This is a genomic window from Aerococcus urinaehominis (assembly GCF_001543245.1).
Lineage (GTDB): Bacteria > Bacillota > Bacilli > Lactobacillales > Aerococcaceae > Aerococcus > Aerococcus urinaehominis.
Genome location: NZ_CP014163.1, coordinates 908,231 through 934,586 on the forward strand (window position 1 = coordinate 908,231; position 26,356 = coordinate 934,586).

Consider the following 26,356-nt stretch of genomic DNA (forward strand, 5'->3'; position numbering starts at 1 on the left):
CTTTCTATTTTAATCTGATACTAATTTTCGGCCATAGTTTAAACCATCTTATACAAATCTTAGCTTATATTCTTTTGACTTATTGGCGCTAACTTGCTAAGCTTGACAAGTAAATAAATGCCTTGTCAAGTGAGGTTACTTATATTAGAGATACGCCACTGCCCAGAAACGTCCAAAGACGCCAACGGGTCAGCAGAACTTTTCGAATTAAGGAATTTTCTAATGTGGCTGGAGCCATCCTATGCTAATAAGTGCTGAAACTGTAAGCGAAGAGGACAAGTTGTGGTTTAACCACCCCTAGCCCCCTAATTATAGTAACCTCCTTTCGGCAATTAGGAGGAATTACCATGACACAACAATACTACCACATGATTTTTAAGGCCCTTAAGGAAAAAGACCGTGACCAATTCCGTCACCTTTTCCTGAAATTACACCAAAGGGACCAGGTCCAAGTTTTCTATTACATGTATCCAGAAAAAAAGGCACAAATTCCTCACATGCTATCAGCTGCTGAATTTGCCGACCTCTTTGCTATACTAGACCAGGACCAACGCTATCAAGCCTGGGACAAGCTGGACCATGATTATATGGCGGGTGTCTTCTCCCATACGCCTAAGGATGAGCTGACGGATTTTATCCAAGGTCTAACTATAGCAGACCAACAAGCGGTCCTCAAGCTGTTGGCAGGCCCAGACCGTCTGGCCGTTGAACAGCTTATGGATTATCCAGCTGAAACTGCTGGTAGTTTAATGACGACTGAAATGGTTAAGGTTAATAATCAAGCAACTGTTGATCAAGTCATCGATAGCCTGCGCCAAATGGCCGACCGAGTAGAAACGCTCTACTATATTTACGTTGTCGATGAGCAAGATTGCTTGCTAGGTGTCATTTCACTACGATCTCTCATTATTGCTGAGGGGGGGCGCAAAGTCAGTGATCTAATGACCAGTCAACTGATCACAGTTGACCGCTATACTGACCAAGAAGCCATTAGTCATATCATTAAAGACTATGACCTAGTAGCCGTACCAGTCCTAGATGAGCTTGGTCAATTGGTCGGGATTGTAACAATCGATGATATTATGGATGTAGTTGATTTGGAAGTCAGTGAAGACTTCCATAAGTTTGCGGCTATCCAATCCGCCGATGAGCCGGGTCATGAAGGTGAAGGAATTCTAGCAATTGCTAAGAGTCGTTTACCCTGGATTGTTATCCTTATCTTCCTAGGTCTGATTTCTGCTAATTTGATTGCTGCTTTTGAAGATACCATCGCCCAAATCGTTGCCCTAGCAGCCTTTATGCCAATTATTATGGATTCTGCCGGTAATGTCGGCACCCAATCCTTGGCCGTTGCTGTAAGGCGAATCACCTCTGGCGAAGACCAAACCATGAGCTTATCCAAACGAGTGTGGCATGAATTTTGTGCCGGGGTGATTATTGGTTTAGTAGCCGGTTTCTGCCTAGGCTTAACCTCTTACCTACTTCACCGTAATCTTGTGCTTTCCTTAATTATCTCTATCTCCTTATGGCTAACGCTCAGCGTCTCTACCGTCATCGGTTACCTGGTACCAAGCCTATTTACCAAATTAAAAATTGATCCAGCCGTAGCCTCAGGTCCTTTTATTACAACCATTAACGATACTTTCGGCCTGTTAATTTACTTTAGCTTGGCCACCTATCTACTACATCTTTTATAAATATACAAAAAGGCAAGCCAGCTGGATATACCAGTTGGCTTGCCTTTTAAATAGCTATAGGCCTACAGCAGGTGTGGGACATGGGTAAACCTATAGCTACCAAAATTATTCTAACATAACTTAAGCGCTTTATTGTTAATAACGCCTAAAATTACAAATATTATGCCTGAATGGTTATTAGCTTTAGACTTGAGCTAGGGCCTGGTCTAAATCTGCTATGATGTCATCAACATTTTCGATACCAATTGACAGGCGGATTAAATCTTCTGTAACGCCAGCTGCTTGGAGTTCGGCTTCACTCAATTGGGCGTGAGTGGTTGATGCCGGATGAATAACTAGAGACTTAGCATCAGCCACATTAGCTAGGTTAGAAAAAAGCTCTAAACTATCGACAAACTTAATGCCAGCTTCACGACCACCCTTAACTCCAAATGAGAAAATGGAACCGACGCCACGTGGGAAGTCTCTTTGCGCTAAATCATAATCTGGTGAATCCCCTAGACCTGGATAGGCCACCCAGGCCACTTTTTCGTGATTATTTAAAAAGTCAACGACTTTTTCGGCATTGGCAACATGGCGTTCTACCCTAAGTGACAGGGTTTCTGTCCCGATTAATAATTGGAAGGCATCCAGGGCTTGTAAAGCAGCTCCGGTATCACGTAAAACTTGGGCCCTAATTTTAGTAGTAAAGGCAGCTGGTGCTAAATCGCCAAAGACTAAACCATTATAGTGGACATCACCTTGGCTAAAACCTGGGAAGCGGTCATTACCCTTCCAATCAAACTGACCATTTTCCACAACCACCCCACCTAGGGTTGTCCCATGACCACCAATAAACTTGGTTGCGGAATGGACCACAATATCCGCCCCATGTTCTAATGGTCGATAAAGATATGGCGTGGCAAAGGTATTATCAACGATAACTGGCAGACCATGTTGGTGAGCCAGTTCACTCAAGGCATCAATATCAATTAAATTAGTACGTGGGTTACCAATAGTTTCTACAAAAATTGCCTTGGTCTTATCATTAATTTGGCTAGCAACCTGGTCCAAATCGTTAGCATCAACAAAATGGGTTTTGATGCCCAGCTGGTCCAGGGTTACTGAAAAGAGATTATAAGTGCCTCCATACAAGGTAGCAGCTGAGATAATTTCATCACCAGCGCCAGCAATATTTAAAATAGCGTAGGTAATAGCAGCCGACCCTGAAGCGACTGCTAATCCAGCAGTACCACCTTCCAAGGCTGCAATCCGTTCTTCAAAAACGGCTACAGTTGGGTTAGTTAAACGCGAATAGATATTGCCAGCTTCAGTTAGAGCAAAACGATTGGCGGCCTGGTCAGCATCTTGAAATACATATGATGTTGATTGGTAAATCGGCACCGCCCGGGCCCCTTGGTCACTATCAATATTTTGACCGGCATGAACCTGAAGGGTTTCAAAACCTTGGTATTTATGACTTAGATTTTCTTTTGACATGGTCTCCACTCCTTTTAGGCTAGTATAACAAGAAGCCAGGCTAATTAACTTATTAAGTTTTGATAATCATTGATCGTTAAAATCGTTCACTATATATAAAAAAAAGACCTGGCCTAAGCCAGGTTAATATGCAAGTTTACTTACGGCACAAGACAGGTAATGCTTAGGGCTGCTTCGTTCCCAATCTGACCCGGTTCACACACCCATCCTCGCCATAAGGCCTTTCGGCAAAGACCATCATAACATGAATAAAAATCAGATGCAAGCCGACAGTTAAAAAAACGCTATTGGCTCATCTATTTCAAAAAGTCTCAGTCTTATCGTCAATTAATGCTTTGCTTGAATCTGACTAGCCAGGAGTAATGAAAAACAGGTCAAACCGATGATATTGAAAATAAAAAGTAGTGGGGACAAGTCTCTGAAAAAATTAGCAATTGATATGATTATAAATACTATAGTTATAGGAAGTGTAACTATTTTCTTTTTATGCATTGAAATCACCGTCTTTTACTACTTGTAATCACTAATCTTTATTAATCATATATGCTTGAATTGTGCTTATTTACAACTTTGACAAGTTAAGTATAGCAAGATTTACAGCCATATTGGTTAAGACTTCTTCAATTCTGTAAATTCGATCCTGAAACAGCTTTTGATACCACTAGACTAAGCTAGACAAAAAATAGAAGAACACCCCAACTACTGGTGAATGGTCACACTTAGTAGCCAGGGTGTTCTTTTTAATATTTTACTGTCCCATATCTTTAACTTTCATCATCCGAGTTTTTGATGACCGTTCTTCTTCTTCAAGTTTCATTTGAATATAGTCGATAGTCTCTTGGGTATCCGGAATCATCCGATACTCCAAAGCATTAACCCGGCGGCGGGTAGATTCAATTTCGTCAGCCATTAGTTGGCAGGTCTTCTCTACTTCACTCAATTCCAAAAGCTTTGGCATCACGTCGTTTAAAACTTCAACGGCAGAATCTAATTCTGAAGAAGTATTTAAATAGCCATAGCCAGCACTAACACTTTCATCCTCATCTTCACCTTCTCGGTAAGTAAAGGTCATTTGTGGGACGCGTACACTCATGACATTCTTAGTTTGAATATCCAGCGTCGCTTCTTGGTTAGGGATAGCTACGAGTTCGTCAACAAAGGCCTCATTCATTAAAGAAGATGCTAGCACGAAGTTTTGCAAGGCACCTGTTAGTTCCGCCTCTACTTCATTACGCAGCTCATTATTCTGACGAATCAGATCAATAAACTGGCGCATCAACTCATCTTGCTTGTCTTTAAGCAGTTTGTGGCCATTGGTTGCCAGCGCTAAACTTTTCTTGAGCCGGGAGAGTTCCATCCGAGTTGGCTTGACATTTAATGCATTAGCCATTTAAGGATCACTCTCCTTCTGTCGGCAAGTATTTTTCAATATATTTATCTGGAATCCGGTTAAGTTCAGATTTTGGCAGAATAGCTAGCAATTCCCAAGCTAGATCGAGGGTATCAAAGATTGACCGGTTATTATCAAAACCTTGGTCAACATACTCTGCTTCAAAGCGGTTAGTAAATTCAACATATAGCTTATCTGTATCAGATAAGGCTGAATCACCTAATACAACCGCTAATTCCTTAGCTTCTTTACCCTTAGCATAAGCCGAGAAGAGTTGGTTCATAGTTGATGCATGATCTTCTCGAGTCTTGCCCTCACCAGTACCCTTATCCTTCAAACGAGATAGGGATGGTAAAACGTTAACTGGCGGTTTGATACCTTGGTTGTTAAGGTCAGCATCCAAAATAATTTGTCCTTCAGTAATATAACCAGTCAAGTCAGGGATTGGATGGGTAATATCACCTTCAGGCATGGTTAGGATTGGGATTTGGGTTACTGAACCTTCAGCCCCAACAATCCGACCAGCTCGTTCATATAGGGTGGATAGGTTGGTATATAGATAACCTGGGTAACCACGGCGTCCCGGTACCTCACGGCGGGCAGCTGATACTTCACGCAAAGCCTCACAATAGTTAGTCATGTCAGTCATGATAACGAGCACGTGCATATCTTTTTCATAGGCTAAATATTCAGCCGCTGTTAGGGCAATTTTTGGTGTTGTTAAACGTTCGATAGCTGGGTCATCAGCAAGGTTGATAAACATAACCGAACGATCGATAGCGCCCGTTTCCCTAAAGGACTCCATGAAGTATTCAGCTTCTTCAAAGGTAATCCCCATAGCAGCAAAGACAACGGCAAAGTTGGCATCATCATTCAATACTGTAGCTTGGCGGGCGATTTGGGCTGCCAAGTCTTGGTGGGGTAGACCAGCTGCTGAGAATACTGGCAACTTTTGACCCCGGACTAGGGTATTGAGGTGGTCAATCGTGGAAATCCCTGTTTGGATAAACTCGTCTGGATAGTCACGTGCCATAGGATTGATAGCCATCCCATTGATATCGCGCATTTCATCAGGAATAATTTCAGGACCCTCATCGGTTAAGTTACCCAGACCATCGTAAATGCGGCCCACCATATCTTCTGATACACCAAATTCTAGGGGACGTCCTGTAAAGCGGACCTTGGTATCTCTTAGGTTAATCCCAGAGCCGCCACCATAGATTTGGACGACAGCCTTGTCTTCTTGGATTTCTAATACTTGACCAACACGAGTCTCCCCATTTTGCATTTGAATTTCAACCAATTCGTCATAACCGACATCTTTTACGTCGTCGACGATCATCAGAGGGCCGTAGACGTCTGTTACTGTCTTATATTCTTTTAACATTAGGCCTCATTCCCTCCTTTTTGAATGGTTTCCTGTAACTGTTTAGTGATATCTGCTTTGATTTCATCTAATTTATTAAGTTCAGCTTCAGGAATAAACTTAGTCCGAGCAATACGGCCACGCACTTCAGCTGTACCTGCTTCAATTTCACTATAATAAGCACCTAATTCCAGGGCTTCTTGTGCTTCATGAGCAAAGGCTAAAATATTACGCAGCATCTTCATCTGCTTTTCTTCAGAAGTTGTGGTATCAACTTCATCAAAGGCATTTTGTTGTAGATAATCTTCACGTAGCATCTTGGCTATTAGCATGGTTAAGCGGTCTTTTTCTGATAAGGAATCTAAACCAACTAAGCGAACAATTTCTTGTAACTCGCTTTCTCTTTGTAATGTTGTCATCGCTTCACGTGTCATCGCTGTCCAGTCTACGCCGGTATCTTCACTTATATTGCGGGTAACGTCACCCAAGTATAGTGAATAAGAATCTAACCAGTTAATAGCTGGGAAGTGGCGTTGTTGCGATAGAGATGAATCCAGACCCCAGAAAACCTTAACAATGCGTAAGGTATTTTGAGTAACAGGTTCAGAAGTATCTCCCCCTGGCGGTGAAACGGCACCGATGGCAGTAACTGAACCGATACGGTGGTCAGAACCATTCACTTCAACGATACCTGCCCGCTCATAATACTGGGCAATACGAGAACCCAGGTAAGCTGGATAACCTTCATCCCCTGGCATCTCTTCTAGACGACCTGACATTTCCCGTAAGGCCTCAGCCCAGCGTGATGTTGAGTCTGCCATAATGGCTACTGAGTAACCCATATCACGGAAATATTCGGCAATGGTAATACCAGTATAGATAGAGGCTTCACGAGCCGCTACCGGCATATTAGAGGTATTGGCAATTAAAACTGTCCGCTCCATGATTGATTCACCAGTATTAGGGTCAACCAATTCTGGGAACTCATTAATAACGTCAGTCATCTCATTACCACGTTCACCACAACCAACATAAACAACGATATCTACATCAGCATACTTAGCGATTTGGTGTTGTACGACAGTTTTACCAGCCCCGAATGGTCCCGGTACGGCTGCAGCGCCCCCTTTTGTAATTGGGAAAAAGGTATCAATAACCCGTTGGCCAGTTGTCATGATGCGTTCAGGCGAATGCTTACGTTGGTAGGGACGACCAACACGTACTGGCCAAGTCTGCATCAAAGTAAAGTCCTTATCGCCTTGGTCAGTTGTAATCGTATAAACAACTTCATCTACCTTATAACTGCCGGATTTGATTGCTTTGATGGTGCCAGAGACGCCATTAGGAACCATAATGCGGTGTTCGATAATCTTGCCTTCAGGTACAGTACCTACAATATCACCGGCTACAACTTGGTCGCCAACATTCATAGTTGCTGTAAACTCCCAAACTGCTTGTCGGTCTAAAGGATCAATATTAACCCCACGTTCTAAATAACTTGACTCAGTTTGCGCCATAAAATCTTCCAATGGACGCTGGATACCATCGAACATGCGTGTTAACATACCAGGTCCCAATTCCACTGACAAGGGACGGCCGGTTGTTTCAACAACTTGACCTGGTTTTAATCCTGATGTTTCTTCGTAAACCTGGATTGAGGCCACATCCCCATGCATTTCAATAATTTCACCGGTAAGTTTTAAATCCCCTACCAAGCAAATATCTTGAACAGCTGCATCTTCCATACCAGAAGCTTTAATCAGTGGTCCGGAAACTTCAACAATTTTTCCTGCTTTCAAAGCTGTTCCTCCCTCTTTTAATCTAAAATATTTTGGCCAACTGCCTTTTCTACGTTCTCATTAACCCGTTTTTTGCCGATACCCAAGGATCCCTTATGAGAAGGAATCAGGATAACAGCTGGTATAACTTTAGCATCATAGCGCGATACCGTTTCGGGAATTTCTTGGGCAATTGACTCCGTTAAATAAATCACACCATAATTTTCTTCAGCTAGTCGGTCAATCGTTTGCCGCGCTTGATCAGCTGATGAGACGGGAAAGGTGTCGAAACCAATAATTTGGAATGGGATGACAACGTCCTTTTCTCCGACTACACCTATTTTATGCGCCATAGATTGGTCTCATCCTTTCCTCAATAATTTCTTGGTCTAAACCATTATCTGTCCCTACTAAAATTAAGCGGATATTATCAATTTCGTTTTCTTTGAAATATAAATAGGCAATTACTGGCATAGGGCCAAAAGCTGTTAAACTTGCCAAACGCATTTCTTCGGCGCGAATTTCGTTGACGACTTCTTCAAGCCCCACCACGTTGATCTTATCATCAACCATAATGTGATTGCCTAAGTCATTCAATGGGCCACCATAATTCAGGAGACCAAATTGACTGATAATGCGATTAATATCACCAATATTGTACATATCAACTAAATCGTCTAGTTCAAAGGAACCTTGTCCATTTAGACTAGCATACATAAAGCTTCGTGGTTGGTCTTGGTTGAGTCCTCGAGCCATCATTAAGAGATTCTCTGTGTCTATCGTCATGGCCACATAGCGGTCTAAGTCAGGATGACCAACTTCTTGGGCTAACTCATAAATATGGTGGAGATAGGCCTGGTCTAGAATGACAGAGATGCCATTATAATCTTGGTACTCATCTACATAGGTCCGCACCTGGCTAATAGCTGCTTGCATGGCAGGGTCTAGGCCTAGTTGGCTATCCCCTGTAGATACGGCCTGACGTAGTTCATCTATGCTCAGGCTACCGATAGGCAGATACATACTAGAGAAGTCCTTCTCAGTGTAGTGCTCCTTAAATAAGACCTTAAGATTATGATACATGTAGCGTAGGGCGTAAATATCAATGACTCGTTTATCAGGTGTCTGCTGATATAAATCAGCATAAGCCTGACTTAAGTTCTTCATCAAGAACTGATCAAAAGCTTTACTTGTCAGAATATCATCTGGAATTTGGTATTCCGTTTTAGCCACCACAGCCAGGACATTTTCTAAATCCTGAGCTCTTAGCATAGTGTCATAGTCCGCTTGAGTTAGCAGTTTTGTTTCATACACACGAACCGTGGTATTTAAACCAGCATATGCTGTATCCGACATGGATTAACCGCCTCCTCTCTATTTAAATGCCTGTTTCTTAATCGTTGCTGATAATGGTAATTTTAAATCATTTAGAATTTCCGTAAAGGTGAAATTATAATCCATACCCGCTTGGGAGAGAATAAAACCACCCTGACCTGGTAAACGCTCGCTATCTACCTTGATATCAGGAAATTGCTGGCGTATTTCATTAACAACTTGTTGGCTTAATTGGTCGCTAGAAGCTTGGCCCAACTTAACAACTACCGGTTGGTCACTAGCTAGCTGGCTAAGCGCCGAAAGCAACAGCTGGCCAAATTCTTCCGCTGGCAGCTGGGTCAAACGATCTTCAGCTGCTTTAAAAACACTCGTCAACAATTCTTGTTGCTCGGCCAAACGTAAATTCCGCATTTCATTAAGGTAACTTTGTTCCTTACGCTGCAATTCTGCCTGGGTCGCTTCTTTGACCTGGTCCTTTTGCTGGTTTAAACGCTTGGTAATCTGACTCTTAGCATGACCTAAACTTTGCTGTTGGTCAGCCTGAGCCTCTTGAAGTTTCGCTAATTCTTCAGCAGAAACATTTTCCAAGACTTGGTCGATTAAAGCTTGAATACTTGACACGTAACACCCCTCCTATCATATTTTCTATCAATTGGTTTAAGCAACGCTTAAATATAATAGTAGAGAGATAACGAAAGCTAAGATTGCGTAAGTTTCAACCATGATAGCGTAAACAATCGCGTTAGAGACATTTTCTGGACGCTTAGCAAGAATTTGTAAACCAGCAGTAGCGGTTTGACCTTGGTAACGTGCTGAAATCCAACCAACAATACCAATTGGTAGACCTGCTACCAGATATTGGAAGCCTTGAGAAAGTGTTAATTCAGGGCTCAAGTTTAACCAGATCATGATACCGATAACGAAACCATATAGACCTTGGGTACCTGGTAAAAGTTGTAGTACCAATGTTTGAGCAAATTTTTCAGGCTGGTCTTTAACTAAAGCAGCTGCTGCCTCACCAGTTTCACCAACACCACGAGCAGAACCCATACCAGAGAAGATAACTGCAACAGCAATCCCTAGCATTGCAAAAATCATACCGCCATTTTGTTCAAAAAATTGTAACCATGTTTCCATAATATAAATACCTCCATTTATTTAATTAAATTTGTTCTTCAACGTCTTTGAGCTTGATATATTGTTGCAGGGTACGGATTGGTTTAAACGGTTTACCGCCACCCTCATAAAATTTACCAAAGAACTCTACAAAGATTAAACGCAATGAATGCACATAAGCACTCAAGAGAGACAGGAACATATTGAATAGTTGCAAAGCAACAATCAACAAAATACCAACAGTAAAGCGCGCAACAGGCGGTAGGATACCAAAAATAATATTAAAGGACATGGCGATTGATCCACCAGAAATCCCTAGGGCCATTAAACGTGTATAAGACACGAAGTCACCAATATAGCTTGAAGCGCCATATAAGTTATAAAGACCCAATACCCCGCCAATTGCCTTTTTATCCGCCTGGATAATCGGTACCAAAATAATACCAATAGCCGCGATAATAGCTGTCCACTTAGCAAGCTCAATGAGGATACCCGTCTTAAAGGCAAAGCCAGCCACAGCCATAATAATAGCTATAATCATCATCAACCAACCAATACCATCGTTAAAGGCTGATCCCCAGTCACCTTTGCGACCATTGAGGTAGATGTTTAAGCATAAAGCCACCATTAGGTGAAGCATCCCGATACCAATAGAAATCCCCATCAAGACCATGGCATCCTCGGTAGGATTAAGTAAGCCGACCGGCATCGCCACGCCGAAAAATGAGCCATAAATTAAACCAACTAGCATGGTTGGATACGATAGGATATAGCCAAACTTGACAAAGCGACGAGCGCCCTTGCGTAAATCCATAGTTTTTAGAGCAATTAAGGTGCCAGCCCAAAGTAAGATGCCGTAACCTAAGTCACCCATCATCATCGCGAAGAAGACCATGTAGAAAATTGCTACCCAATTAGTGGGATCGACTTCACGATAATTTGGTAAAGAGTACATCTCTGTTACCATTTCAAAAGGTTCTACTAGCGCTGAATTATGCAACTTGATTGGGACTTCATCAGCCTCAATTTCTTCTGTCGTAATTTCTTCAGAAACCAGGGCTAATTGTTGGTTATTAAAGTGACTAGCCAAAGCTTGACGCAAATCTTCTAGTTCTGACTCCTCTACCCAACCAGAAAACATGACAAGTTGGTCATTATCGTAAGAGAGGAGACTAGCTTGCTCTCTTTGCGCCTGATTATAGAAAGCTTCCACACCCACTTGAATATCTTGGATGCGGGCTTGCATGGCTTGTAAGTCAGCAACTACCTGGTCCTCATCATTAATCAATTGCTTGCGTTGCGCCTCTAAATCCTGAAACACCTGACTTGGTTCGGCTTGATAATGATAGTCCAAGGCTTGGAAGTGGTTTTCTGTTAACAGTTGGTCAACATTAGCTTCATTACCTCTAACAGCAATAGCCGCGATGCCAATCTCTTTGTCACTAGCATAAACCTCTTCAACCGCTAGGTCCTTAGCCGCAACCAGGGCATTAAAATACTCACGATTATCGTCATTAGGAATGGTCCCTAGTCGTACATCGAAATATTTTAAATCAGCCAAATCCTGGGGTAGGACAGTTAAGTTTTGCCATTTAACCACGCTAGATTGGTCATTTTCAACTTGGTGGCGCTGGTCAACGATCTCCTGGCGGCGGTTAACCAAGTGCTCCACTTGGTCAATCAAGGCTAAGACTGCTTCTTGGTCAACTCGTTCATATAGTTGGTTCATGGTCATCTCTGGCCGACTAGCCTGGAGTTTTTGACGCAATGGCACTTTTTGCTGGTATTGTTTCAATACTTTTAAGGCTGCTTGACCCCGTTGATAATTCTCTTGGCTAGCAGTTTCCAAACGGTTAGCTAGCATCGTTTCATTAGTGGTCTTAGTCTTTACTTGTAAATCACTAATTTCAACATTAGAAAGTTTTTGTAGGGTATAAAGCACATCCTCTTTGACACTGGGTAGTGTTACCAGTGAAATTTTATGCATTTTAGCGATTGCCATACGCTTGAGTCACCTCCCTTACCACATATTGAACTAAGTCTTCATATTGCTCCGAAAAATCAGACCGGAGCTGTGCGATAGCTTCTTGCGCCTTGTTATTTTCACTGGTCTGAAAATCACTTAGCTGGGCTTGAAGTTGGGTGGCTTGGAGCTCTTTGTATTGCTCCAATTCCTGATCTGCCTCCTCTTGCCAAACAGAAACTTGTTGATCATTTTGCACTTGCAGACCTTCTAGTCGCTTGGCAAAATCTTCTCTTAACGCCTCGACACGCTCTTCCGCACTAATTACTTCAGAGATTGTATTTTTTGCCACATAAATCACCTCCTAAAATGACAAGTCATTGATAGTATAGCATTTAAAGTGCTTACTTTAAAATAAAAACTGCTTTTTAAGCCTTTTCTCGTTCAGCTTTTTTTCTGGCGCGTAGTGAGCGAAAAAAATCTTGCAAAATTTGTCCACACTCTTCTGCTAAGATACCAGATGTTACCCCAACATTGTGATTAAAAGGGTTGTCCGCCAAAAGATTCATCAAGGAACCTGCTGTTCCGCCCTTAGGGTCACTAGCCCCGTAATAAACATGGCGAACGCGGCTTAAAATCATAGCACCTGAGCACATGGGGCAGGGTTCTAAAGTAACATATAAGTCAACGTCAGCCAAACGCCAGGAGGCCAAAGACTGGTTAGCCATCCTAATTGCTTGAATTTCGGCATGGGTAGTGGCATCTTGGCTCGTCTCACGTAAATTAAAGCCATAGCCTACTACTTGATCTTGATAAACAGCAACACAGCCAATAGGCACCTCCGCCAAATCCTGAGCCTGGCGGGCATAGGCCAGGGCTAAAGACATAAAATAACGGTGGCGGTCTTGGTCATGCTTAAACTGGGGTGGTCCATTTATTGTCGCACTTAATTCTTTTCTCATGCTCAACCTCCTTGTAAGGGTTTAACTATATTTTACCTTAAAATACGGCCTTGGATACTTAAATTTTGAGATTAAATCACTGGAATCACTAAACTTTTTAAATTCATTAAGCATTTTAGCCTAACCCTTCTCAAGTCTGTGTTTTTTAGTTAAAATAAGATAAATCTATATAAGTTAGGATGTCTCTTAAATGGAAATTAAAATTTTTGATAATCAAGCCCTCGTCTCAGAATACGGTGCCCAGCTTGTTACCCTTGCTAAAGCCAACGGCGCCCAAACATTTGGTCTAGCCACTGGCTCTTCTCCGGAGGAAATTTATGCCCATTTATCTCAAAGTAATATTGATTTTTCAGATTCAGTCTCTGTTAATTTAGATGAATATTGTGGTTTGGCCCCTGACCATCCCCAAAGCTATCATTACTTTATGCATGAAAAACTCTTCAAATATAAGCCTTTTGCTAAATCATTTGTACCTAATGGTAGCCAGAGTGATACTAGCCTAGCAATTGCTGAATATTTAGATGTCCTCCATACCTATCCTCGCGATTTTCAAATTCTTGGTCTTGGAGAAAATGGCCATATCGCCTTCAATGAACCAGGTACTCCTTTCGGCGAAGAAATGATCCATGTCCAGCTTACACCATCAACTGTTGAAGTGAATTCACGCTTCTTTGGCCCTGATGAGGTTGTTCCTGATCAAGCTTATTCAATGGGTATCAAGGCTATCATGCAAGCCCAAGAAATTATGATGCTAGCCTTTGGTGAACGTAAGGCGCAGGCTGTTAAGGAGATGATTGAGGGTCCGGTTACAGAAAATATCCCGGCTTCCGTGCTCCAACTTCATCCTAATGTCACTGTCCTACTAGACCAGGCTGCTGCTAGTCAGTTAAGTCAGGCTTAGGTCACGATAAAAATTTACTTTTTATCTTGGCTGGTGTATGATTTAAGTGTTTGAAGACAAGTTTTTAAAGAAAGAGGTACGCTATGAACAAAGAAATTCTATCTTTTAGCAAAGAAGTGCAAAAAGCCTTAATTGATGAGCAACCCATTGTTGCCCTAGAGTCAACCATCATCTCTCACGGTATGCCTTATCCAAAAAATGTGGAGATGGCTAAGCAAACCGAACAAATTATCCGTGATAACGGAGCAGTACCTGCCACTATCGCTTTAATGGACGGTAAAATTAAAGTAGGTCTTGAAGAAGAAGATTTGGAACTATTAGCAACAGCTGATAACGTTGCTAAGGTATCTCGTCGTGACATGGCTCGCGTACTAGCAACTAAACAAATCGGCGCGACGACAGTTGCTACTACAATGATTGCAGCTAATCTAGCAGGCATCAAAACCTTCGTAACCGGTGGTATTGGTGGTGTTCATCGCGGCGGTGAAAACTCAATGGATATCTCCGCTGACTTAGAAGAATTAGCCCAAACACCTGTCACTGTCATCTGTGCCGGTGCCAAAGCCATTTTAGATTTACCACGTACTATGGAATATTTAGAAACCAAGGGTGTACCTGTTGCTGGTTACCAAACTGACTACCTACCAGCCTTCTTCTCTAGCACGTCTGAGACTAAATTGAACCTAAGAGTTGACTCAGCGGAAGAAATTGCTGATATGATGGTTATGCAGGAAGAGATTGATCTTAATGCGGGTATCTTAGTAACCAACCCTGTGCCAGTGGCTCATGAGATTCCTCACGAAGAAATCGATGCGATTATCCAACAAGCGCTGGCTGAAGAAAAAGCCGCCGGTGTCGTTGGTAAAGACTCAACACCTTTCTTATTAGCTAAAATTGTGGAATTAACTGAAGGACGCAGCCTAGAAACTAATATCCAATTAGTATACAATAATGCACGACTTGGTGCAGAGATTGCCGTTGCTTATAATAACAAAAAATAATAGAACAATATAACAAAGGGGCTAGCATCCGATTGGACGCTAGCCCCTTTTTTTATTTTTATAAGAATTTTGATTCGATAAAATCATATACTTCTTCAGCATGATTACGCCACTTATCACTAGTTGACATGTTTGGACCTACCGGCAATTGGTCTACATACTGAGCTATTTCGCGTCGGCCCTGACGACCATAACGACCTAATTCGTCACGTAGCTTAGACATGGTATGATTTTCATTCTCTTCATAAATAGCAACCGCAGCGACAGCAGCAACTGCAGCCACACCTGATAGTGCTAGAATAGCTAATTTAGTTGATTTTTTCATGCTAGTCCTCCTTCAGTTTTGCTTTTATTTTATCACAAGTGGCCAATTATGAAAACGTTAACTTTGTTTAATCAAGTTCTTAACTTCAGCTTTCTCCTCGCTACCATCAGGGTGGGTCACTTTAATATAAAGTTCACCCTGCCTAGCTCCTACTAGGGCTTGATCACCTTCAGCCAGTTTTCCGCTAATAATATAGTCACTCAGCGGATCTTCAATTTTTTGTTGGATTAAGCGCCGTAGTGGCCGCGCACCATATTCACTGGAGTAGCCCTCCTTGGCTAACTGCTCTAGAGCAGCATGACTAAAACGTAGATTAATATTTTGCTCAGCAAGTTGACTTGCTAAAAGATTAACAAACTTGTCCACAATCTCTAAAATCTGTTCTTGGCCTAGGCGGTGGAAAACAATAATTTCATCGACCCGGTTAAGAAATTCCGGACGGAAGGCTTTTTTCAACTCTTCACGAATCTTTCTATCCATTGCTTGATAGTCATGAGCTTGATCTTGAGCGCCAAAACCAACCTGTTTTTCATCGCGCAAGGCTGTTGCTCCTAGATTGGAAGTCATAATCATAATTGTATTACGGAAGTCAACCCGGCGGCCCTTAGCATCTGTGATATAGCCATCATCTAAAACTTGAAGTAGCATATTAAAGACATCTGGATGAGCCTTTTCAATTTCATCGAAAAGAATAACTGAATAAGGCTTTTGACGCACTTGCTCGGTTAACTGACCACCTTCATCATAGCCCACATAACCCGGAGCTGAACCAATTAGGCGTGATGTCGAATATTTCTCCATATATTCTGACATATCGACCCGAATTAAATGGTTCTCAGAGCCAAATAGATCTTCAGCCAAGGCTTTAGCCAACTCTGTTTTACCGACACCAGTTGGGCCAAGGAACATAAAAGAGCCAATTGGTCGATTAGGCGATTTGATTCCTGACCGGGCCCGGCGCACTGCTCGCGATACAGCCTGAATTGCTTCTGCCTGTCCCTTAACCCGGCGACCAATGCGGTCTTCAAGCGCCATTAATTTTTGATTCTCAGCTTCTGTCAATTGGGTAACTGGTACACCTGTCCATATAGCGATAATTTCTGCGACCTCATCTTTACCAATAGCCAGTTCATAACTATCACGATTCGGTTGCTTGGTTTTTAAATCTCTAATCTGTTGGGCCAATTCGATTTGGTCCTGATGAATTTGGGCAGCTTTATCAAACTCTTGATTGTTAACACAAGCCATCTTCTCTGCCTCTAAACGCTGATAACGATTCTCCAAAGCAGTGATGGCCTGGTGAGTTGGCTTGGCATAATCTAAGCGAGCTGTTGCAGCTGCTTCATCCATAACATCAATCGCCTTATCAGGCAAGAAACGATCCGTAATATAACGACGACTTAAATCAACCGCAGCCGCAACCGCTTCATCGGTGATTTTCAAATGGTGAAATTCTTCATACTTACTGCGAATCCCTAGCAAAATTTGCTCAGTTTCTTCAGGACTAGGTTCTTCAACTAGCACCTTAGCAAAGCGCCGCTCTAAGGCAGCATCTTTTTCGATATATTTTTGGTACTCATCCAAGGTGGTCGCACCAATGACTTGAATTTCGCCTCGGGCTAGGGCAGGCTTCAATAAATTAGAAGCATCAATCGCCCCTTCAGCCCCACCAGCTCCTATCAACGTATGGAGCTCATCAATAAAGAGAATAACCTGGCCATCTTTACGTAATTCCTCAACCAGGTGCTTCATCCGATCTTCAAATTCACCCCGGTATTTGGTTCCGGCTACCAAAGAACCCATATCCAGCATCAATAACCTTTTTTGCGCCAAGCTGTCCGGCACTTCACCAGCATTGATAGCTAGGGCAATGCCCTCAGCAATAGCTGTTTTCCCAACACCAGGCTCTCCAACTAAGACGGGATTATTTTTTGTTCGTCGACTTAAAATCTGCATAATACGACGAATTTCTTTAGTCCGACCAATCACCGGATCCAGCTGGCCCAGACCAGCTGCAGCTGATAAATCCTTGGTCAAACTCGTCAGTACGGGTGTTGGATCCTCTTGTCCTTTCTGACTTTGATCCTTAGAACGTCGCTGGCGAACAGGCGGCTTAGCGCCAATCAGGTGATAAATTTCGCGCTCTAACTTTTCTGGGTTTACATCGAAGTTTTTTAAAATACGAACAGCCAAAATTTCTTCACTAATTAAAGCAAGTAATAAGTGTTCAGTCCCAATCAGGGGCGCATGTAGTCGTTCCGCCTCCTGGCCGGCCAAATAAAACACCTTATGACACCGTGGTGAGAAACCATCGTGGTCAGCTATTTGAGATAAGCCACTGCTACCATAGCCAGAGGTAAATTCAATTTCTTCGCGCAAAGCCCGCTCATTAGGTATATATTTTGCTAAAATAGCATGGGCAATGCCTGATCCCTCTTCATATAGGCCCAGCAGGAGATGTTCACTCGAAACCCGATTGCTCCTAAAATGTCGTGCTGCTTGTTTAGCCAGGTCGATGGCGGCCAAAGCTTTATCGGTGTACTTTTCTGTCATAATAGCTCCTTTTGTCTCTTATTGATATTTTAGTTTAGTTAAGATATTAGTCAGAATCAAGGCACGGGCCTTATTTTTATCATCAAATTCATATAAGGCGTCCCGGTCAATTGCTGAGTGGATAATATGGCCTTCCTTTTTACTAATAATCTGAGCTTCAATCAAACTAGCTAGGATGGCTGTCGCCTCGCGCAAGGTTATACTGGCCTTAATCGAATTCAACATGGTATCGATATAATCGGCGGCATCAGTAATTTCTAATTTAACAATCCGAATATAGCCCCCACCACCTCGCTTACTTTCAACTACATAGCCATTTTGAGGGGTAAAGCGGGTATTAATAACGTAATTAATCTGAGATGGCACACACTCAAAGCGGTCAGCAATCTCGCTACGTCTAATTTCTACTTGCTCGTCTCTCTGTAGGACCTGTTTTAAATAAGCTTCAATAATATCTGACATATTTCTTTTTTCCATAGTGATCACCTCTTTTTTGACCAACTTTGACTATACATTATAATAATAAAGGAAGACCAGCAACTTGTCAAAAGTTATCAATTGAACAATCCCATCATAACAACTTTATAGGTAGCTATAGCAGCCAATCTCAGCTTTATCTCGATTTTACTGGTAAAATATTAGAAAAGGACCTAAAGGAGTATCATATGTATCAAATTATTGAAAAGAATATTGCCGGTATCCCCTGTCTAGAACTTGTCGACAAGGACTTAGTCCAAGTTGCTCTGCCATTGGTTATCCATTTTCACGGCTGGCAACAGAACAAAGAGGAGAGTTTATTTGTTGCTATCCAACTAGCGGCGCATGGTTTCCGCTGCCTTATCCCTGATGCTTTAGGCCATGGCGATCGTTACCAGGATACAGAAAACCCAGCACCAGACCTCTTTTTCCAATGTTTAACTCAGAATGTTGCCGATTATTTTACCATAAAAAACTTTTATCAAGACCAGGGCTTAATTCGTCAAAACTTTATCGCTGCCAGTGGTCTGTCAATGGGTGGGATTACAGTAGCTATGCTGATGACCCAAGACCCTGACCTCAGTGCTGGATCAATTTTAATGGGGACACCTTGCCTGGTTGAATTTAGCCAAAGTCTGATTGATAATGTCAGAAAAAATTTAGTAGCTGAGCAAATATCAGCAAGTGAATTTGACCAGCTTAACGACAAAATTATCAGCAAGCTTAGCCCCTATGACCTTAGCCAACAGCTGGAAAAAATTGCTGGTCGCCCCCTCCTATTCTGGCATGGCTTAAAGGATGACATCATCCCGCTCCAGCAAGCGGAACAGGTCGCTGACCAAGCTAAGCAGCAAGACTATGGCCGCCAGGTCTATTTCGTCGGCGACTTCCAGACAGGCCATAAAGTAAAAACCATCCAAGCCTACCGCCAGACGCGTTTTTTCCAATATTTTTGTCACGGTTTTGCTGGCGATATCTTAAAGCAGCTAGAAATTGATCTCAACCAAAAATTTGGACGCCATAAAATGGCTAGCCCGGCCCATAAAACTTTTAGCTTCTAGGAGGAAGGTCCAATGCTGTCTGATAAAAATGCCCGCTATATACTAGATGAAATCATCAAATTTTATCCTAATGTACAAACCGAGTTGATTCACCATAATAACTTTGAACTATTAATTGCCGTTATCCTATCTGCCCAGACGACTGACCAGGGAGTTAATCAGGTTACACCTGCCCTCTTCAGTGACTTTCCAACAGCCCAAGCCTTGGCAGCAGCCAACCCAAAAGATTTAGTGCCTTATCTTTATAGTATCGGCCTTTATCAAAATAAGGCTAAGTATATTCAAGCGACTGCCCAAAAACTTTTGACAGACTTTGATGGCCAAGTACCCACCCAGCGCGACCAGCTAGAAAGTTTGCCAGGCGTGGGCCGTAAAACCGCTAATGTCGTCCTCAGCTTAGCTTTTGATCAACCAGCTTTTGGCGTTGATACGCACGTGGCTCGGGTAGCCAAAAGACATGGCATTGTAGATGCTGGAGCTAATAACCAGACCATTGAAGACCGGATAACCTCTTTACTAGCGCCCCAACACTGGCGGCAAGCTCACCAGGCCATGGTGCGTTTTGGCCGCTATATTTGTACTGCTAAACATCCTAAATGCCACTGTTACCCCCACCTGTTTGAATTACCAGATGGAGAGGATACCCAGGCACTAATTAACCATCCCTAACTATATAATAGGCTAAAAGCCAGCTCAAGTTGAGCTGGCTTTTAGCCTATTATATAAGAAAAATAGACAAGAATTTAGAATATAAAAAAGACAGTTCATCATCACTGATAACTGCCATCTGAATAATTATCGGGAAAACAGGATTCGAACCTGCGACCCCTTGGTCCCAAACCAAGTGCTCTACCAAGCTGAGCTATTTCCCGGTATGCACCCAGCAGGATTCGAACCTGCAACCGCCTGATTCGTAGTCAGGTACTCTATCCAGTTGAGCCATGGGTGCTTAATATATAAATGCCGAGGACCGGAATCGAACCGGTACGAAGTTTAACCTTCGCAGGATTTTAAGTCCTGTGCGTCTGCCTGTTCCGCCACCCCGGCCTAAGCCGATAAAAGGCAAAAAAGCGGAAAACGGGGTTCGAACCCGCGACCCCCACCTTGGCAAGGTGGTGCTCTACCACTGAGCTATTTCCGCATATTAACTGCCGGCTAAAGGACTTGAACCCTCGACCCTCTGATTACAAATCAGATGCTCTACCAACTGAGCTAAGCCGGCTATTTAATGACCCGTGCAGGATTCGAACCTGCGACCCACTGATTAAAAGTCAGTTGCTCTACCGACTGAGCTAACGAGTCAGAATGGAGGATGAGGGGTTCGAACCCCCGACATCCTGCTTGTAAGGCAGACGCTCTCCCAGCTGAGCTAATCCTCCAAACAAAGTTGTCAATCACAACTACTAAATAATATCATTGCCTTGAGAAACTGTCAAGGGTTTTTTTGATATTATTTTCTTCAACAAGAAACTATATTGAATTATAAGCTACTTTCCTCATTTACTCAAGTATTTTTTCAAGAAAAACTTTAATTTCTATCCTTAAAACAAAATACGAAGGGGCTTTGGCCCGCAGACTAGCATCCTTGAAACAAAAGACCAGCAACATGGCAGTTCTAATCTTAACTGGTGGTCTGCCAAAGCAAAATCGACGAAACTGCTAATATCCGTATAACAATGAGAGCCCGGGATTTATATCCCAGGCTCACCTACCATATGCAGTTATTACTTTGACTTAGGAACTAATCCTCAGCCAATTATTAAAAATTATTTAATAAATATTGATAGGAATAACCAGGGTCCGAGCCTAGTTCTTCACTAGCACGACGAGATTCTAAAATTTGGGCATCAGTAAAACGATCAAGTTCACTCACATCAATACCAACTGTATCAGCGATGATTTGACGATTTTCAGTTTGGTCGGGTACCGTCTGCTCACTAACTTGAGAATTTTCAGTAGCTGCGCCTGAATCATTAGTTGCTTCCCTAGTAGCTGCTGCCTCGCCTTGCCCTGACTGATCTTTGACACGACTCGCTTTGCTGGCCGACTGGCTCACACTTTTATCGCTACTTTTTTGCTCTTTAGCCGAGCTATCCTTATCAGCACTCTGGTTAGATACTTTATCAGACTGCTTAGTAGATGCTGTTTGGCTACTTGCCTGACTTGATGAAGATTCCTGTTTAGCTTCATTACTATCATAATTAATTGCTTGTCCTTGGGAATCACAAGCTGCTAAAGCCAAAACCGATAGACTAGCAACTAGTAATAATTTTTTCTTCACTTAAAATCACCTTTCTCTTTTTATTATATTATACAGAAATTTCCTTTTTTTACCCACTTTTAGACAAAGTTTTTATGAGCTTTTACGTATTTATAAAGAAAGGGGGTATTTGATTTGTTATTAACCATTGTCTTATCAACTGCTGTAGCTTCTTGCTTAAACCTTATTGGCCATCGCTTAGTCGTCAAAGAAGACTTTGTGAGGGGGCGGTCTAAATGTGACCATTGTCAAACCATTATCCCAGCCTGTTATCTTATTCCTGTCCTAGGTTATATGATATGTCGCGGACGCTGCCGAACTTGCCATCATACCATCAGCGCTTACCATCCTATTAGTGAATTGATTTTCGCTAGTGCCGTACTGGCAGCCAGCCAGCATAAGCAAACTGGATTATACCTGATTATCGCTAGCTTCTTACTCGTCATGTCAGCTAGTGACTTGCATCGACAAATAGTCCCCGACCGTTTGCAAATCGGGCTACTGTTGACTGGCTTATGCTACTATTTGCTTAATATGGGCTACCCGTCGTGGTCTCAACTCATTGCTAGCTCGTTTTTATTCATGCTATTACTTGGTCTAAGCATAGCCATGCCAGCCGGTATAGGTGGTGCGGACATTAAGTTATTAACCATTCTCTGTTTTTTCTTAGGCCTAAGCAACTGCTTACTTATTATCCTATTAGCTTGTCTAGCTGCCCTAAGCTATTGGGTCTGGCTCTATAGCCAACATAAAGGTATTAGTGGCTTACCATTTGTGCCCTTTATTAGCCTCGCTTATAGCCTATGGTTACTTCTCAGCTAATATACTATATAAAAAGCCTGGGGCATAAGCCTCAGGCTCTCGCTATTATACGGATATTAACAGCATAGTTGGGTTCGACTTGGCTGGAATGACGTCACTTCGCAAACTAGAAGCCATTATCTTGCAGATGATGGTCCCAGTTTACCCCCAGTGCACCAGTTCAGAGCGCTGCTCGTCACACCCTATTCTTAGCTTACAGTTCTGAACCTTCAGCATCAGCCAATGGTTCGACGGTTTCGAGCACATTATCATAGTTTGATAAGGACATATCACCAATTTTCTTAGGTTCCATATGGCGGTAACGTGCCATACCAGTACCTGCTGGGATAATCTTACCAATAATAACATTTTCTTTAAGGCCTAATAACTCATCACGCTTACCGCGAATAGCAGCATCAGTCAATACCTTAGTGGTTTCCTGGAAGGAAGCTGCTGACAAGAAACTATTAGTTTCTAGAGCGGCCTTAGTAATACCCAGAAGAACTGGACGTGCAGTAGCTGGAATTTCACCTGATTTAAGGACTTCCCGGTTGGCATCAGTAAAATCACCAATATCCATTAGAGTACCCGGCAAGAGTTCTGTCGCACCAGGATCTAAGACCCTAACTTTACGTAGCATTTGTCTTACCATAACCTCGACGTGCTTGTCATTAATGTCTACCCCTTGCATCCGATATACCTTTTGTACTTCAGACAGCATATATTTCTGAACAGATAGGGTATCAGTAATTTCTAGTAGTTCCTTAGGATCAATCGAACCTTCAGTGATTTGACCACCGCGCTCGATAGTATCACCTTCTGCCACCTTCATCCGGGCTGTATAAGGCACCTTGTACTCACGGGTATCAGTAATTCCTTTAACAGTAACAGACTTGCTACGGTCAGCTGCATTTTCGTCAATTGAGACAACTTCGCCGGTTACCTCAGAAATAATTGCCTTACCTTTAGGATTACGAGCTTCCACAATTTCTTGGATACGCGGCAAACCTTGAGTAATATCGTCCCCGGCTACCCCACCAGTATGGAAGGTCCGCATGGTTAACTGGGTACCAGGCTCACCAATTGATTGGGCAGCGATAGTACCAACCGCCTCACCAACTTCAACCTCTTGATTGGTTGCGAGATCACGACCATAACAGTACTTACATACACCATGGCGGGTATTACATGTAAAGGCAGACCGGATGGTTACCTCTTCCACGCCAGCATCCGCAATGGCTTTAGCAGTTGCTTCATTAATCATCTCATTAGCGTTAACTAATAATTCTCCAGTTTCTGGATGACGCACCTCTTTTTGCGCATAACGACCAGTTAGGCGCTCTTCCAAGGACTCAATGACTTCATTACCATCAGTAATGGCAGCAACTGTTAAACCACGGTCGGTACCACAATCAGTTTCGCGAATAATCACATCTTGCGCCACATCAACCAGACGACGGGTCAAGTAACCTGAGTCAGCTGTCTTCAGGGCGGTATCGGTCATACCTTTACGGGCACCGTGGGTCGAAATAAACATCTCTTGTACGGATAAACCTTCCCGGAAGTTAGAGGTAATCGGTAATTCGATGATTTTACCATTCGGGCCGGCCATCAAACCACGCATACCAGCTAGCTGGGTAAAGTTGGAAATGTTACCCCGGGCTCCTGAGTCAGACATGATAAAGAACGGGTTTTCTTGATCTAAGGTCTGCATCAGTTGCACTTGAAGTTCATCACGAACAGCATTCCAAGTCGCAATAACTTGTTCATAACGTTCATCATCAGTAATCAAACCACGACGATATTGCTTAGTAATGTTATCAACACGTTTATGACCCTGTTCAATCAACTCTTCTTTAGATTCTAAAACAGTAATATCAGCGATACCTACTGTAATCCCAGACTTAGTTGAATATTTAAATCCAAGGTCTTTCATACGGTCAAGCATCAAGGATGTGTCAACAATCTTAGATTGTTTAAATACTTCTGCAATAATGGCTTGCAAATATTTTTTGTTAAACGGTGATACCAATTCTTGCGCCTTGATAAAGGCAGGAATATCTTCACCATGTTCAATGAAATACTTATCTGGCGTCTTATCGGTCAAGTTGCTAGCAGTTGGCTCATTGATATATGGGAAATCAGCTGGCATAATTTCATTGAAGAAAATCTTACCAATTGTGGTCACTAATAGCTTGTCTTTTTGGTCTTCAGTCCATGGTTTATCAGGCATGGAATTAGTCGCAATTGCTACCCGGGTATGCAATTGGGCATAGCCAGAGGCATAGGCTGTGTGGGCCTCTGAAGCAGAAGAAATTGCCATACCTTCGCCAATCACACCAGCCTCTTCCATAGTTAGATAATAGTTACCTAAAACCATATCCTGAGACGGTGTAACCACTGGCTGACCGCCCTTAGGGTTAAGGATGTGGGTAGCAGCTAGCATTAATAAACGAGCCTCTGCTTGCGCTTCTTGTCCTAACGGTACATGGACCGCCATTTGGTCTCCATCAAAGTCAGCATTATAGGCTTCACAAACTAAAGGATGCAAACGAATTGCCTTACCTTCAACCAAGACAGGCTCAAAGGCTTGAATCCCTAACCTATGGAGGGTAGGGGCCCGGTTAAGCAGAACTGGATGTTCCCGAATAACCTCTTCAAGCACACCCCAAACCTCATCATCTTGTTGCTCAATTTTACGTTTAGCATGCTTAATGTTGCTAGCTATTTCACGTCCAACCAATTCTCTAATCAAGAAAGGCTTAAAGAGTTCTAACGCCATTTCTTTAGGTAGGCCACACTGGTACATCTTAAGTGATGGACCAACAACGATAACGGAACGGCCAGAATAGTCGACCCGTTTACCTAGTAAGTTTTGACGGAAGCGTCCTTGCTTACCTTTTAGCATATGGGATAGCGATTTCAGCGGACGGTTACCAGGTCCGGTGACCGGACGACCACGACGGCCGTTATCAATCAAGGCATCAACCGCTTCTTGTAGCATACGCTTCTCGTTTTGCACAATAATATTTGGTGCATTTAGGTCTAAAAGCCGTTTCAAACGGTTATTACGGTTAATCACACGACGGTACAGGTCATTCAGATCGGAAGTCGCAAAACGACCACCATCTAGCTGAACCATTGGCCGTAAATCGGGTGGAATAACTGGAATAACGTCCATAACCATCCACTCAGGCTCATTACCAGACTTACGGAAGGCATCAAGAATATCCAGACGACGGATTGCTCGTGTCCGTTTTTGACCAGTAACAGTCTTGAGTTCTTCTTTTAATTCAGCAACTTCACTATCTAAATCAACTTGGCCCAATAAGGTACGTAAGGCTTCCGCACCCATAGCTGCTTGGAAACGCTCGCCATATTCTAACTTGTTATCGCGGTATTCTTTTTCTGATAGGAGCTGTTTATATTCTAACGGTGTATCCCCCGCATCTGTTACAACATAAGAGGCAAAGTAAATGACCTCTTCTAGTGAACGTGGGCTCATATCTAGAATCAAGCCCATCCGAGAAGGGATACCCTTAAAATACCAGATATGAGTTACTGGAGCAGCCAATTCGATATGGCCTAAGCGCTCCCGACGTACTTTAGAACGAGTGACCTCAACACCACAACGGTCACAGATAACACCCGCATAGCGGATACGCTTGTACTTACCACAAGCACATTCCCAGTCCTTAGAAGGACCGAAAATGCGCTCACAGAACAAACCGTCTTTTTCCGGTTTTAAAGTACGGTAGTTAATGGTTTCAGGTTTTTTAACCTCACCATAAGACCAAGAACGAATCTTGTCTGGTGACGCTAAACCGATTTTCATACTTTCAAATTTATTTACATCTACCAAGGGGCAAACCTCCCTTTTTTAATCGCCCA

Annotated in this window: 22 protein-coding genes, 7 tRNA genes, 1 other RNA gene and 1 riboswitch; of the genes, 6 read left to right on the forward strand and 24 right to left on the reverse strand. The window is 42.7% G+C overall.

The window, feature by feature from the left end:
- Positions 1–114 precede the first annotated feature (114 nt).
- Positions 115–282, forward strand: a riboswitch (M-box (ykoK) riboswitch).
- A gap of 65 nt (positions 283–347) precedes the next feature.
- Positions 348–1,697, forward strand: a complete 1,350-nt coding sequence (gene mgtE, locus AWM75_RS04070; protein ID WP_067978571.1) for a magnesium transporter — start codon at positions 348–350, stop codon at positions 1,695–1,697.
- Between the two features lie 183 nt (positions 1,698–1,880).
- Here the strand turns inward: mgtE and AWM75_RS04075 are convergent, their stop codons facing one another.
- The 12 genes from AWM75_RS04075 to tadA all read right to left on the reverse strand — a co-directional run bounded on the left by AWM75_RS04075 (position 1,881) and on the right by tadA (position 13,011).
- Entirely contained in the window at positions 1,881–3,176 is a 1,296-nt protein-coding gene (locus AWM75_RS04075; RefSeq protein WP_067978574.1) for an O-acetylhomoserine aminocarboxypropyltransferase/cysteine synthase family protein, read from the reverse strand.
- A gap of 126 nt (positions 3,177–3,302) precedes the next feature.
- Positions 3,303–3,402, reverse strand: an RNA gene (ffs, locus tag AWM75_RS04080) — signal recognition particle sRNA small type.
- Between the two features lie 522 nt (positions 3,403–3,924).
- Positions 3,925–4,566 carry a V-type ATP synthase subunit D gene (locus AWM75_RS04085; protein ID WP_067978578.1) on the reverse strand — a complete coding sequence of 214 codons (642 nt, stop codon included), beginning with the start codon at positions 4,564–4,566 and terminating at the stop codon, positions 3,925–3,927.
- A 7-nt stretch (positions 4,567–4,573) separates the two neighbouring features.
- Complete coding sequence (locus AWM75_RS04090; protein WP_067978580.1) at positions 4,574–5,953, reverse strand: V-type ATP synthase subunit B; 1,380 nt, start codon at positions 5,951–5,953, stop codon at positions 4,574–4,576.
- Positions 5,953–7,731, reverse strand: a complete 1,779-nt coding sequence (locus tag AWM75_RS04095) for a V-type ATP synthase subunit A (protein ID WP_067978584.1) — start codon at positions 7,729–7,731, stop codon at positions 5,953–5,955. Before AWM75_RS04095 ends, AWM75_RS04090 begins: the two co-directional genes overlap by 1 nt.
- 17 nt (positions 7,732–7,748) lie before the next feature.
- Positions 7,749–8,063: a V-type ATP synthase subunit F gene (locus AWM75_RS04100; RefSeq protein ID WP_067978587.1), complete on the reverse strand. Its 315-nt coding sequence runs from the start codon at positions 8,061–8,063 to the stop codon at positions 7,749–7,751.
- On the reverse strand, positions 8,053–9,066 hold the full coding sequence (locus AWM75_RS04105) for a V-type ATPase subunit (protein ID WP_067978590.1): 1,014 nt from the start codon (positions 9,064–9,066) through the stop codon (positions 8,053–8,055). Before AWM75_RS04105 ends, AWM75_RS04100 begins: the two co-directional genes overlap by 11 nt.
- An 18-nt stretch (positions 9,067–9,084) precedes the next feature.
- Entirely contained in the window at positions 9,085–9,666 is a 582-nt protein-coding gene (locus AWM75_RS04110; RefSeq protein ID WP_067978593.1) for a V-type ATP synthase subunit E, read from the reverse strand.
- Positions 9,667–9,702: 36 nt separating this feature from the next.
- Positions 9,703–10,182 carry a V-type ATP synthase subunit K gene (locus AWM75_RS04115; RefSeq protein WP_067978596.1) on the reverse strand — a complete coding sequence of 160 codons (480 nt, stop codon included), beginning with the start codon at positions 10,180–10,182 and terminating at the stop codon, positions 9,703–9,705.
- A gap of 25 nt (positions 10,183–10,207) precedes the next feature.
- Positions 10,208–12,163: a V-type ATP synthase subunit I gene (locus AWM75_RS04120; RefSeq protein WP_067978599.1), complete on the reverse strand. Its 1,956-nt coding sequence runs from the start codon at positions 12,161–12,163 to the stop codon at positions 10,208–10,210.
- Positions 12,150–12,476, reverse strand: a complete 327-nt coding sequence (locus AWM75_RS04125) for a hypothetical protein (protein ID WP_067978601.1) — start codon at positions 12,474–12,476, stop codon at positions 12,150–12,152. Before AWM75_RS04125 ends, AWM75_RS04120 begins: the two co-directional genes overlap by 14 nt.
- 76 nt (positions 12,477–12,552) lie before the next feature.
- Positions 12,553–13,011, reverse strand: a complete 459-nt coding sequence (tadA, locus tag AWM75_RS04130) for a tRNA adenosine(34) deaminase TadA (RefSeq protein ID WP_067980867.1) — start codon at positions 13,009–13,011, stop codon at positions 12,553–12,555.
- Positions 13,012–13,276: 265 nt separating this feature from the next.
- On the opposite strand from tadA, the gene AWM75_RS04135 reads away from it, so the two are divergent.
- Together AWM75_RS04135 and AWM75_RS04140 are read left to right on the forward strand one after the other, a co-directional pair.
- On the forward strand, positions 13,277–13,987 hold the full coding sequence (locus AWM75_RS04135) for a glucosamine-6-phosphate deaminase (protein WP_067978604.1): 711 nt from the start codon (positions 13,277–13,279) through the stop codon (positions 13,985–13,987).
- An 83-nt stretch (positions 13,988–14,070) separates the two neighbouring features.
- Complete coding sequence (locus AWM75_RS04140; RefSeq protein ID WP_067978610.1) at positions 14,071–14,988, forward strand: pseudouridine-5'-phosphate glycosidase; 918 nt, start codon at positions 14,071–14,073, stop codon at positions 14,986–14,988.
- Positions 14,989–15,046: 58 nt separating this feature from the next.
- Here AWM75_RS04140 and AWM75_RS04145 read toward each other — a convergent pair whose 3' ends face one another.
- Genes AWM75_RS04145 through AWM75_RS04155 form a run of 3 tightly spaced genes read right to left on the reverse strand, consistent with a single transcriptional unit; the run spans position 15,047 to position 18,343 of the window.
- Positions 15,047–15,313, reverse strand: coding sequence for a hypothetical protein (locus tag AWM75_RS04145; protein WP_067978612.1), 267 nt, complete (start codon positions 15,311–15,313; stop codon positions 15,047–15,049).
- 57 nt (positions 15,314–15,370) lie between these two features.
- Positions 15,371–17,866 (reverse strand): ATP-dependent Clp protease ATP-binding subunit, encoded by a 2,496-nt coding sequence (locus AWM75_RS04150; RefSeq protein ID WP_067978617.1) that lies wholly within the window; start codon positions 17,864–17,866, stop codon positions 15,371–15,373.
- An 18-nt stretch (positions 17,867–17,884) separates the two neighbouring features.
- On the reverse strand, positions 17,885–18,343 hold the full coding sequence (locus AWM75_RS04155; RefSeq protein ID WP_067978620.1) for a CtsR family transcriptional regulator: 459 nt from the start codon (positions 18,341–18,343) through the stop codon (positions 17,885–17,887).
- Positions 18,344–18,531: 188 nt separating this feature from the next.
- On the opposite strand from AWM75_RS04155, the gene AWM75_RS04160 reads away from it, so the two are divergent.
- Together AWM75_RS04160 and nth are read left to right on the forward strand one after the other, a co-directional pair.
- Positions 18,532–19,404 carry an alpha/beta fold hydrolase gene (locus AWM75_RS04160; protein WP_067978622.1) on the forward strand — a complete coding sequence of 291 codons (873 nt, stop codon included), beginning with the start codon at positions 18,532–18,534 and terminating at the stop codon, positions 19,402–19,404.
- 12 nt (positions 19,405–19,416) lie between these two features.
- Complete coding sequence (gene nth, locus AWM75_RS04165) at positions 19,417–20,073, forward strand: endonuclease III (RefSeq protein WP_067978624.1); 657 nt, start codon at positions 19,417–19,419, stop codon at positions 20,071–20,073.
- Between the two features lie 129 nt (positions 20,074–20,202).
- On the opposite strand, the gene AWM75_RS04170 is transcribed toward nth, so the two are convergent.
- The 8 genes from AWM75_RS04170 to AWM75_RS04205 all read right to left on the reverse strand — a co-directional run bounded on the left by AWM75_RS04170 (position 20,203) and on the right by AWM75_RS04205 (position 21,685).
- Positions 20,203–20,276 (reverse strand) — tRNA-Pro (locus AWM75_RS04170).
- Between the two features lie 3 nt (positions 20,277–20,279).
- A tRNA-Arg gene (locus AWM75_RS04175) sits at positions 20,280–20,353 on the reverse strand.
- 12 nt (positions 20,354–20,365) lie between these two features.
- Positions 20,366–20,451: transfer RNA gene (locus tag AWM75_RS04180), tRNA-Leu, on the reverse strand.
- A gap of 22 nt (positions 20,452–20,473) precedes the next feature.
- Positions 20,474–20,545 (reverse strand) — tRNA-Gly (locus AWM75_RS04185).
- A gap of 8 nt (positions 20,546–20,553) precedes the next feature.
- Positions 20,554–20,626 (reverse strand) — tRNA-Thr (locus AWM75_RS04190).
- 7 nt (positions 20,627–20,633) lie between these two features.
- A tRNA-Lys gene (locus AWM75_RS04195) sits at positions 20,634–20,706 on the reverse strand.
- A gap of 4 nt (positions 20,707–20,710) precedes the next feature.
- Positions 20,711–20,783 (reverse strand) — tRNA-Val (locus tag AWM75_RS04200).
- Between the two features lie 380 nt (positions 20,784–21,163).
- Complete coding sequence (locus tag AWM75_RS04205) at positions 21,164–21,685, reverse strand: hypothetical protein (protein ID WP_067978628.1); 522 nt, start codon at positions 21,683–21,685, stop codon at positions 21,164–21,166.
- A 114-nt stretch (positions 21,686–21,799) separates the two neighbouring features.
- Between AWM75_RS04205 and AWM75_RS04210 the strand changes: the two genes are divergently transcribed.
- A complete protein-coding gene (locus AWM75_RS04210; protein ID WP_067978633.1) occupies positions 21,800–22,486 on the forward strand; it encodes a prepilin peptidase in 687 nt (228 codons plus the stop codon).
- A gap of 193 nt (positions 22,487–22,679) precedes the next feature.
- Here AWM75_RS04210 and rpoC read toward each other — a convergent pair whose 3' ends face one another.
- Entirely contained in the window at positions 22,680–26,327 is a 3,648-nt protein-coding gene (gene rpoC / locus AWM75_RS04215) for a DNA-directed RNA polymerase subunit beta' (RefSeq protein ID WP_067978636.1), read from the reverse strand.
- Between the last annotated feature and the right edge of the window lie 29 nt (positions 26,328–26,356).